This is a genomic window from uncultured Porphyromonas sp. (assembly GCF_934359325.1).
Taxonomy (GTDB): domain Bacteria; phylum Bacteroidota; class Bacteroidia; order Bacteroidales; family Porphyromonadaceae; genus Porphyromonas_A.
The window spans coordinates 1-9,894 of the sequence record NZ_CAKRLH010000052.1; the positions used below are offsets into that span (position 1 = coordinate 1).

At 55.6% G+C, this 9,894-nt stretch carries 4 protein-coding genes; all 4 read right to left on the reverse strand.

Going from position 1 to position 9,894, the window contains the following annotated elements; all coding sequences use genetic code 11:
* On the reverse strand, positions 1–2,390 hold a 2,390-nt coding region (locus Q0F21_RS03335), incomplete at its 3' end, for a SusC/RagA family TonB-linked outer membrane protein (protein ID WP_297237397.1).
* 77 nt (positions 2,391–2,467) lie between these two features.
* Positions 2,468–3,853: a RagB/SusD family nutrient uptake outer membrane protein gene (locus Q0F21_RS03340; protein ID WP_297237399.1), complete on the reverse strand. Its 1,386-nt coding sequence runs from the start codon at positions 3,851–3,853 to the stop codon at positions 2,468–2,470.
* Positions 3,854–3,859: 6 nt separating this feature from the next.
* Entirely contained in the window at positions 3,860–7,192 is a 3,333-nt protein-coding gene (locus Q0F21_RS03345) for a SusC/RagA family TonB-linked outer membrane protein (RefSeq protein WP_297237401.1), read from the reverse strand.
* 28 nt (positions 7,193–7,220) lie between these two features.
* Entirely contained in the window at positions 7,221–9,656 is a 2,436-nt protein-coding gene (locus Q0F21_RS03350) for a zinc-dependent metalloprotease (protein WP_297237403.1), read from the reverse strand.
* Positions 9,657–9,894 lie beyond the last annotated feature (238 nt).

The window sequence follows — 9,894 nt, forward strand, 5'->3', positions numbered from 1 at the left end:
TTGAGGGCGTCGCTGATCTTGCGGATCTTATTCTTATTATAGGAGTAGGTCATGGCGACGGTCCAGTTCCAGTCCTTTGTCCTCACCGGTACGATCCGAGTGCTGAGCTCGATACCCTTATTCTCGATCTCTCCGACGTTCTCCTTAGCGGTCGCGACACCGACAGAGGGTGCCTTGGTGACGTCGAGGAGGAGGTTGTCGGTGATCTTCATGTAGAGGTCGAGGGAGAGATCCCATCGGTTGTCGAAGACATTGAGGTCGAGACCGATGTTATTATTCTGTGTCCGCTCCCAGCGCAGGTTAGGGTTCCCGATCGTGATCGGCACGGCACCGGCGCCCTTGACATACGTGAGGTCCTCGCCGTAGCGGTAGGTGGTCATCGCCTGATAGGGAGAGAAGGAGACATTCCCCAGGTAACCAGTGCTGAGACGGAGCTTGAGGAGATTGACATTCAGGTCCTTCATGAAGGGCTCCTTGTGGATGTTCCATCCGATACCGGCACTCCAGAAGGGGGCAAAGCGGGAGTTCTTACCGAAGAGAGAGGACCCCTCGTAACGGTAGATGAAGTCGAGGAAGTACTTCTCCTTGTAGATCGTATTGAGATTGGCAAAGAAGCCTACTCCGGCGATGATCCTATCCTCACTCACCGGACGACCACCGGCAGGGTAGCCGGAGGAGAAGCCGGGGTTGGGCAGCTTGTCTGAGTAGTACCCGACAGAGCTGTAGCGTGACATCTGGTAGGTGCGGTACTCGATGTTGCTCCCCGCCATGGCGCTGAGGAAGAGGTCCTCGAGGACATTTTTATTGTAAGACAGCATGAGCTTGCCTGAGAAGTCGCTCGACTTGGAGAAGGTCTCCGAGAGGCTTCCTCGCTGACTTAGCTTGGCCTTCTCGAGCTCCTTACCGGAGCGAGGGGAGACGAAATTGATCCGCTCCGACTTCCCTCTCTGGAGAGTGGCGTCGGCATCGATGCGGAAGTCAGCCAGCCACATACGGAAGGTGAGGGTATCGAAAAAGTCGAAGTCACTTGACCGGCTGACGTTGCCTGCCGTGGCTTCATAGAGCGGATTGATCAGCTTGTGGGTCAGTAGGTGGCGGAGGTTGCCGTCCTTGTCGTAGGGACTGTCGTAGGGATTGGCATCGACGAAGCTCTTGAAGTCTCCGTAGGGAGAGTCCTGACCGTTGACAAAGCTCACGCGAGCGAGGTTGGAGATAAAGAAGAGCTCGTCCTTGCTGTAGGAGAGCTTGAAGGTCGTATTGAGGCGATCACGACCGGAGCCGCGCATGACACCCTGATCCTTGCCGTACCGCAGTCCGAGGCTGTAGCGGGCGTAGTTATCGCCTCCGTCGATATTGATGTTGTGGTTCTGAGACAGCCCGACGCGAAGCGGCTTGGCCATCCAGTCGGTATTGACTCCTCTGGCGATCTGCTCGCGAATGGCGGCATACTCCAGCTCCTTCTTGTACCGCTCCTCGGGATTGTCGTCCGAGAAGACCCCGGCCAGTCGCTCATACTCCAGCTTCTGCTCCGCATCCAGCAGGTGGTAGTCGGAGAGGTCGGGGATGGAGCTCCGGATGGTCCCGTTGTATCTCAGCTTGAGCTTGCCGCCCTCCATCGGGCGCGTCGTGATGACGACCACGCCGGCGGATCCCTTCGCCCCGTAGAGTGCGGTGGCGGAGGCATCGCGGAGGACGGTGACGGACTGGATATCATTCATATCCATATCGAAGACGAAGTCCGAGGTGACGATCGATCCGTCGACCACGAAGACCGGCATATTGGCCTTGCCCTCAAAGGTGGCGCGCCCGCGGATATTCAGCTCCGGCTTAGCGTTAGGGTTGGAGCCCATGAGGGAGTTGTCTATGGAGACGACACCCGGGACGAAGGCCTCGATGCCTTGCATGATGCTCTGGGTCCCCATGGTCATCATCTTATCCTTCTCGATCGTGGTGGAGGAGCCGGTGAAGCTATTCTTATTCTTCGTCTGAAATCCGGTCACCACCACCTCCTCGAGGAGCTCGCTGTCTTCCTTCATCACCACGGTGATGTTGTCCCCGGCCTTGACCTTTATCTCCTCGGTCTTGAAGCCAATGTAGGAGAAGGTCAGCGTAGCGGTCTTGGACTTGATGTTGATCTCAAACTTTCCCTCACCGTCGGTACCGAAGGCTCCCTCCTGACCCTTGATGTGGATCCCGACGCCGGGCAGTGTCTCACCGGTGGCATCCTTTACCACACCGGTGACGATAAATTTCTCTGCTTGGACCTCGGTGCCGGGAGATGAGGTCTCTGTCACCTCCGCTCGCAGAGGAGTGCTGCCGAGCATCAGGGTGGCGCAGAGAGCTGATATAGTCAGCGACATACGGGCTGTCTCTCTGAGTGAATTGGTCATATCTCTATTACGTTAGTGACTGTTAGGGTGAGTAGACGTGTGTAGCGGACGATCTGTCCCTTGCCGCGGGGGGGGGATTATTTTACTGACAGGTAGGGGTTGTTCTCTCGAGCTTCTGTGGGCAGGGGGATGACGTACCGTGGGTCGTGGTCCTGGAGGATCACTTCCTCTCCGTGTATTGTCTTGCGGAGCTCCGGCTGACCGGATCGCTTAAAGTCGTACCAGTCGTGTCCGCACTCCTGAGCAAATTCCTTGAGACGTTCTTCGAGGATGTACCGGGTCATCTCTGCACCGTGGAGGGTGGAGTACTTGGCTTTCGCCTCGGAGAGTGCGTCTGACGACAGCCTATGGGTCAGCAGGGTTGTGAGCATCTCAGCAGATCTCTCGTCCTCGCCCAGCTTAGAGAGGCACTCAGCCGCCGTCAGGTAGACCTCTGAGCGACGTATCGTGCAGTCGTATGTCTGACCGACAGCCTTGCGTAGCCTGTAGCCATAACCCTCGTCCACGGGGAAGTACTTGTCTATCCTGAGATCTCCCTCCTCGTAGAGCTCGACTAACTGGTCGGAGAGCTTCTGGGAGAAGCTGATGGTCGTCTTGATAGACGGAGTGAAGCTGATGATGCACTCCTCTGACCTATAGTCCATAGGAAGCAAAGCCTTGTCACCGGTGTGGCGGAGGTCCTCCAGCTTGTCGCTTATACTGAGGACCTTGACAGCGTCATCAAGAGCCTCTCGCCACTCTCCTCGGTAGAGGTGGATCCGAGAGCTGAGCGCGTAAATCGCCTCGCCTGAGAAGCGGTAGCGGTAGCGTGGGTCACTGTAGCGATCCATCTGTACCTCCTCCTTAGCAGCGTTGATATCGGCGAGGATCTGATCGTAGAGCTGCTCCAGTGTGGCGGGTGGGAAAGACTGCTCGGTATCGATCGTATTATTGATAGGGACGACAGAGATACCCTTGGCAGACTCAGACCAGACGGGGCCATATAGATTGGCGAGCTCAAAGTAATAGTAGGCTCGCAGCGCGTGAGCCTCGGCTCGGAGCTGACGGAAGCTGTCTTGCCTGTCGTCCTCCCTCACCTTCTCAGCATCAGCGAGGAGGATGGAGTTGGCAAAGAAGATCCCCTTGTAGTAGGAGTAGTAGGAGTACGACTCAGAGCGTCCACTGTTATTATCAGTGTCCTCCCACTTGTAGATCGTCTTGTAGCTCTCATACTCGTCCAGCCCCATCCCGAAGGGATCCGGCTGTGGATCTATGGTAATGCCCCGCATATTGGTGAGGATATACCCGGGTGCCTGCTTGTACCCATTATTGAGCGTTGCTCGGTATTCTGATGTGGTAGAGGGGATCACCTGCCCCTTGGGGACAATATCTAAGAACTTATCGCATCCGCTGAGGAGAAGCGTCATCAGACCGGTAAGTAGCGCAGGGAGTAAAGTCTTGTGGTAGCTGTTCATATCAGTCATAGATGATTAGAGTGTGACCTGGATACCAGCAGAGATGGTCTGTGCCACAGGCTGGGCAAAGATATTTCCGTAGCTCTCGGGATCGAAGTAGCCGGAGTAGTCGGTGCTGAGGACAAGGGGGTTCTTGAGCTCGAGACTAAAGCGCATGCGCTCCAGGGGCCAGTCTCCCAGTCTCTCCTTCGTAAGTGTGTACCCGAGTCGAATGCTGGTGACACGCAGGTAGCTGAGGTGCTTAAACCAGATGTCATAGGCTGAGTAGGTGCCGGCGGGATCGTAGGAGTTGAGCCAGTCGGTAGCGAGATTTTGCTCCGGGGACAGGTCATCACCCTTTTTCCCAAGGATCTTTGGTAGCGTGCCGCCCTTATTCTCCGGACTCCATGCGTCGAAGATGTCTGACGTGTAATTAACCCCCGGATCTACTCGCGTAGGATTATAGGGTGGCTGTCTCTGAGCAATCTTGTCGATGAAGAAGGAGCTGAAGAGTGAGAGGTCGAAGTCCTTATACCGAAGCATGGTCGACAGACCTCCGGTAAACTTCGGGTCCCTGTCTCCGATATACTCGTAGAGGTCTCTGAAGTGAGCGTGATCGAGATCCGTCACCACATCGCCCCAGATACCAGTGGAGAGGTGATAGAAGTCGGTGTACCCGGCAGTCCCGCCCTCCTTCGTCGCAAATCGCATCAAGCCGGTCTCAGGGTCGATCCCGGCGGTAGGGATGGCAAAGGCGGCATTGACCGGATAGCCCTCCAGCGAGGGCTGATAGCTATTTTCCGACACGTTATAGGCGAGGACCTTACTCTTATTACGGGAGATATTGAGACCAGTTGTCCAGGTCCAGTCACGGGTGGAGATATTGGTGGTATTTAGAGCTAGCTCCCATCCTCTGTTGGATACTTTACCCCAGTTGAGGTTGACGAAGTTAAATCCATTCTCCAGAGGGATCGACTTAATCGATATCAGGTCGTCGGAGAACCTATAGTACCAGTCGAATGAGATATTGATCCGATCCCATAGACCGAGGTCAAATCCTGCATTCGTGGTGCTGGTCTTCTCCCAGCGGAGGTTTTGATTGGGTGGCGAGGTGACCGATACCAGGGGCTCGTTGATGTTGGGGAAGAAGGAGGTGGTCTTCCACTCGCCCTTTACGAAGGGGCTCGTCTCCTTGTCGATATTGCCCTGCAGTCCATAGGAGGCTCGCACCTTAAGTGTGGTGAGCCAGTCGATGTCTCGAGCGAAATCCTCCGCTCCACCATTCCATGCGCCTGAGACGGACCAGAGAGGCAGGTACCGATACTTAGGATCGACGCCGAAGAGGTTGGAGCCGTCCAGACGCAAGCTCCCGAAGAATGTGTACCTGTCATCGTAGGTATAGCTGAATGTGGAGAAGAAGGAGACGAACGCATTCTCCACAAACTGCTTGTGGTAGGGGAGCAGGGAGACATCGTTTTTGCCCGCATAGTCCTCCGGGAGGATCAGAGGCTTGGTGGTAAGGCTCGCAGGGTCGAAGCCAAAGCCCTTCGTCCGAATGTTGGTGAAGCTATTACGGCGCAGCTCTACACCCGCCATAAAGTCGAGGTCGTGCTTCTCTGCAAATATGTGGTGGAGGAAGAGCTGATTTTTCCAGTTGTACTGGAAGAAGCGATCGTTCCAGTTCTGAATAATGCCCCCGTCCGGCAGGATCGTCTGCTTTTTGTAGATCTTGGAGGCCTTGAATTGGCGGGTGTAGAAGGAGTCCTCGTCCCCAAATTGCTCCGTGGCATTATTATCAAATTGTAGTCCCAGCTGAGTGGTGACCCTGAGCCACTGGATAGGGTGGTACTCCAGGTCCAGCACCGCCTTGACGGACTGTCCCTTGAGGGTGTACTTCGTATTCTCCTGCTCCTCTCGGTAATTGAATGGGATGACCTTGTCCTCCGCATTGACCACATCCGGGTCGTAGATGTACTCTCCCTCCTCATCCAAGAGTCGACGGTAGGGATTGACGCGCCGCGTGTAATTCTGGGCATTAGAGTAGGGACCATTGGCAAGGTAGGTGCTTCGGTCGGTCTGATTGAGGAAGAGGCTCAGACGAGAGGTGAGCGACTCGATGGGGCGGAAGTCAATGTTGGAGGTGAGGTTGTACCTGTCGAAGGAGGTGCCCTTGGTGGTGCCGTCCTCCGTATAGTATCCTGCAGACAGGTAGTACCGCGTCTTGTCGGATCCGCCGCTTAGGCTGAGGCTGTACTGCTGATTGACAGTAGGCTCATAGATCTCGGCAAACCAGTCGGTACCCCCGCTCCTAAGCGCATTGATTGCTGCTGTGGCTTCCGGAGTGAGGGCGGATGACCCCTGAGCAATGTAGCCCTCTGTCAGACCATGCTCCTTGATGATCCTTGCTACATCACCATACTCTGAGCGATAGGTGTGGAGAGGATTGCGCAGCAGTCCGAGCTCAAGGTCGACTTTCTCGTCAGCACTTAGGAGGTTGAGCCGGTCCGCATTGGGTCGACGGGTGGCAAAGACGTCGCCACGGAAGTTGACCACCATCTTGCCCTCCTTGCCTCGCTTGGAGGTGATGACGATGACGCCATTGGCAGCACGAGCTCCATAGATGGCAGTGGCAGCGGCGTCCTTGAGGATCGTTATACTCTCGATGTCGGAGGGGTTGAGTCCTGCGATGGAGGTGTTGTGCAGCTGATCCGAGATGTCTTGCGAGGCATCGACTCCTCCCGGCACCTGATCCCCGCTGAGCGGGATGCCATCCAAGACCCAGAGGGGCTCAGAGTTGCCCGTGAGGGAGACTGTACCGCGTATGCGGATCGACCCGGCAGAGCCAGGACCTCCGGACGAGGGATCCACCACCACTCCGGCGATCTGACCTGCGAGCATCTGGTCGACGCTGGGGACGGCCACCTGAGTCACCTTGTCAGCACTGATGGTCTCGACAGATGAGGTGAGCTTGCGCTTCTCGATCTTCTGATACCCGGTCACGACCAACTCGTCAAGTGTCTCACGATCCTCCTCGAGGGAGATATTGTAGACACCTTTGCCGGGCTCGATGGCTATGGTCTGAGAGACGTAGCCGATGTAGCTGACGATGACACTCTTGACACCCACGGGTATCTTGAGTAGGTAGTTGCCATCGTAGTCCGTGACGGTACCTTGCGGCTCGAAGCCCTTGCCGGCACTATCCTCCGGATTGATGAAGACGGTGGCACCGATCAATGACTCTCCGGTTCCCGCATCGGTCACCTTGCCTTGTATGGTCCGGACATTGTCCTGTGCTTGTCCGCTCACCGCATACAGCACCATCAAGATGATGCTTAGGGCGATGCGGACCGGTCGTTGTTTCATTTCCATAATTCAGTCTTACTGTAAGGCGTAGGTATTACTTATGGAGTGCGTTCTCTATACGCAGTTTCATATCATAGTAGTGTGCTCTTGTAGCCTCATCACCAGAGGAGGTGAGTGGAGAGATCGTCCTGTAGATCCGCTGCATGAGCGCTCTCTTGGCAGAGATGGCATCTGATGTTCGGTCGCTCAGTGTGCCATTGAAGTTGACGTCTCTCATCACACCGGCTCTCTCAGTGTCGTGGAGGGTGAGTGTCTTGCCGTCCTTCGTCACCTTAGCGGCGGAGACGCTCTCAAGCAGTGTATCGAGGAGGTTCTTCTGCACCCTCCTCTCTGCTACGGTGAGTGGACGCCGTGAGAGGGTAGGGGCAAAGATAGTGGAGAAGATGTCGTCCATCAGGTCGATTGGCTTATAGGCTGAGGAGCCGTTGATCCTCTCATTCTCGGACATCCTGACGAGTCGCTTATTGTCCAGCAGATCCCAGAGCAGGTAGCCCTGCGTGTTGCTGAGTACAAGTGTCGGAGACATCTCCAAGGTGCCGGATGGGGAGTTCTTAAGGGGGTAGGTGTACTTCAGCACCTCAGGCTCACTGAAGAGCCAGTCTGTATCTGTGATTGCCTCCTTAAGTAAAAACTGCACTGCCCGGCGCTGCCTCTCCTTGGGTACAAAGTTGTAGGTCTCCTGGTGATCACCTCTGAGAGGTGTTTCGAGGTACATACCACCTACCATAGCCATCGGGTGGAAGAGTAGGGTATTCCACTGAGCTATGAGGGCGTGGTACATGAGACCCGCCTGCTCGTAGTTTCCGTGGCGCTCTGAGGAGGCTGTCATCGGCAGTATACTCTTGCAGATACGCTTGAGGTTAGCGATGCCCAGGGTGGAGGCCTCGATGGGGTCGTCTGTTAGATCCTCCGTCTGTGCGCGTGGATCAAGTGCCTGACGGCTGTCCTGTGCCTCGCTGTAGCGGTAGAGGGGACCCCGGTGACTGCTCAGCAGCTCCTTTAGCCCACGTCGCTCGCTGTCCTGGTCGGGATACCACCTATAGCCATACTCGATGGCAAAGAGGTCGTACGGACCGATCTTGGGACCGAATGAGGTGACCCCATCGCCGGGTTGCGCTACATAATTGAATCGCGCATAGTCCATGATGCTGGGTGCTGTCCCATGCTTGGAGGTAAAGTCCGGATCCCTCAGGTCCCTCACGCTATAGGCTGAGGAAGATGCCATATTATGCCTCAGCCCCAGAGAGTGCCCGGTCTCATGGCAGGCGACGAAGCGCATCGCCTCTCCCAGTAACTCATCCGGTATGTCCCAGGTAGCAGCCTCAGGTCGAGAGGCCCCGGTCTGCAGAGCCATCCACTCCCGCAGGATATTGAGGACATTATGCCACCAGATGATATCCGCCTGGATGATGCTTCCATTGCGGGGGTCGTAGACCGAGGGTCCCATGGCATTCTCCTGCGTGCTGGCGATGTAATTGATCTTTGAGAAACGCAGGTCCAGTGGATCCACGCTGTCCGGCAGGATCTCGGCTCGGATAGCCCCGCTGAAGCCTGCTTGCTCGAAGGCCTTATTCCAGTCCTCGATCCCTTTCTTCATATAGGTCCTCCACTTAGGAGGTGTATTCCGATCAATGTAGAAGACGATAGGATGAGTCGGTGGTACCAGCTGACCTGCAAGGTATGCAGTCGTGTCGCTCGGGGCGAGGTGCCAGCGGGTGATCACCTCCTCGCTGATGATGTCGTTCCGGTCATCGGAGTAGAAGGAGTCGGGGACGGTGAAGTAGCCGACCCTCGGGCTGAGACGACGTCCGGCGACGGGCTCCTGAGGCAGGAGGACAAAGGAGGAGGCAGTACGTACAGTCAAGTACACGGGACCGCTTCCCTCATCGACTGAGGTCGTCAGGTCGGAGACAATGGACAGATTGTCCTCGAAGACGTGACTGCTGACGATCCGTGAAAGGTCGCTATCGATCCCCGTGGGGATGTTGATGCCCTGGTAGAGGTGGTTGAAGAGGGTGCTCCTGCCGTCGAAGTACTTGGTGACCTTTACCATCACCCTGGTGGAGTCTCCGGAGAAAGCCGTGACCGGGAGCTTACCCATAAATGGGGATCTGTAGTTCTCCAGTACAGATCCTCTGATTGCATCTTCCTCAGGGACCCTGGGAAGAGGCTTGGCATTAGTTACATAGAGGTTCTTGTCCCGATCATCGAGAGAGAGGGAGATGAGGATGTTCTCATAATTGATCCCTGTATTGATGCCGGCATCGTTGATCTCAGGCGGCACCTCCAGCACCCTATTGACGATCAGGAAGTGACGTCCCAGGAGATCCTTCGGGATACTGAAGTAGAGCTCTCCGTCAGCGGTGCGAAAGAGATCGAATAGTCCCTCGCCATACTTGTACTTCTCCACCGCTATCGTGTCGTAGGGGTTGGTCTTTGCCTCGTCAGTCGAGGACCTCTGTTGCTGCATTGCAGCGGTTTTTGATCTCAGTAGCGGACGGGACCCACAGCCAGTCAGCTGGAGACCTATCCCAAGTGTCATCGCACAGATAGCAAGCGTTTTTGCCGAGGAATTCTTCATTTTTCTTGATGGGGTGAATAAATGTTGATGGCTTTGTCGGAGTATCCTTCCGGCATAGATCCTTTCTCACACAGTCTACAAAAGTAGCGATTCTGGAGCAAGTTCACCAACTATCCCGGCTGAATGT

What these genes read in the sequence shown, in the direction of transcription:
- Q0F21_RS03350 (WP_297237403.1), bottom strand. Translation starts at nt 9,656, where the DNA reads ATGCAGCAACAGAGGTCCTCGACTGACGAGGCAAAGACCAACCCCTAC.
- Q0F21_RS03345 (WP_297237401.1), bottom strand. Translation starts at nt 7,192, where the DNA reads ATGGAAATGAAACAACGACCGGTCCGCATCGCCCTAAGCATCATCTTG.
- Q0F21_RS03340 (WP_297237399.1), bottom strand. Translation starts at nt 3,853, where the DNA reads ATGACTGATATGAACAGCTACCACAAGACTTTACTCCCTGCGCTACTT.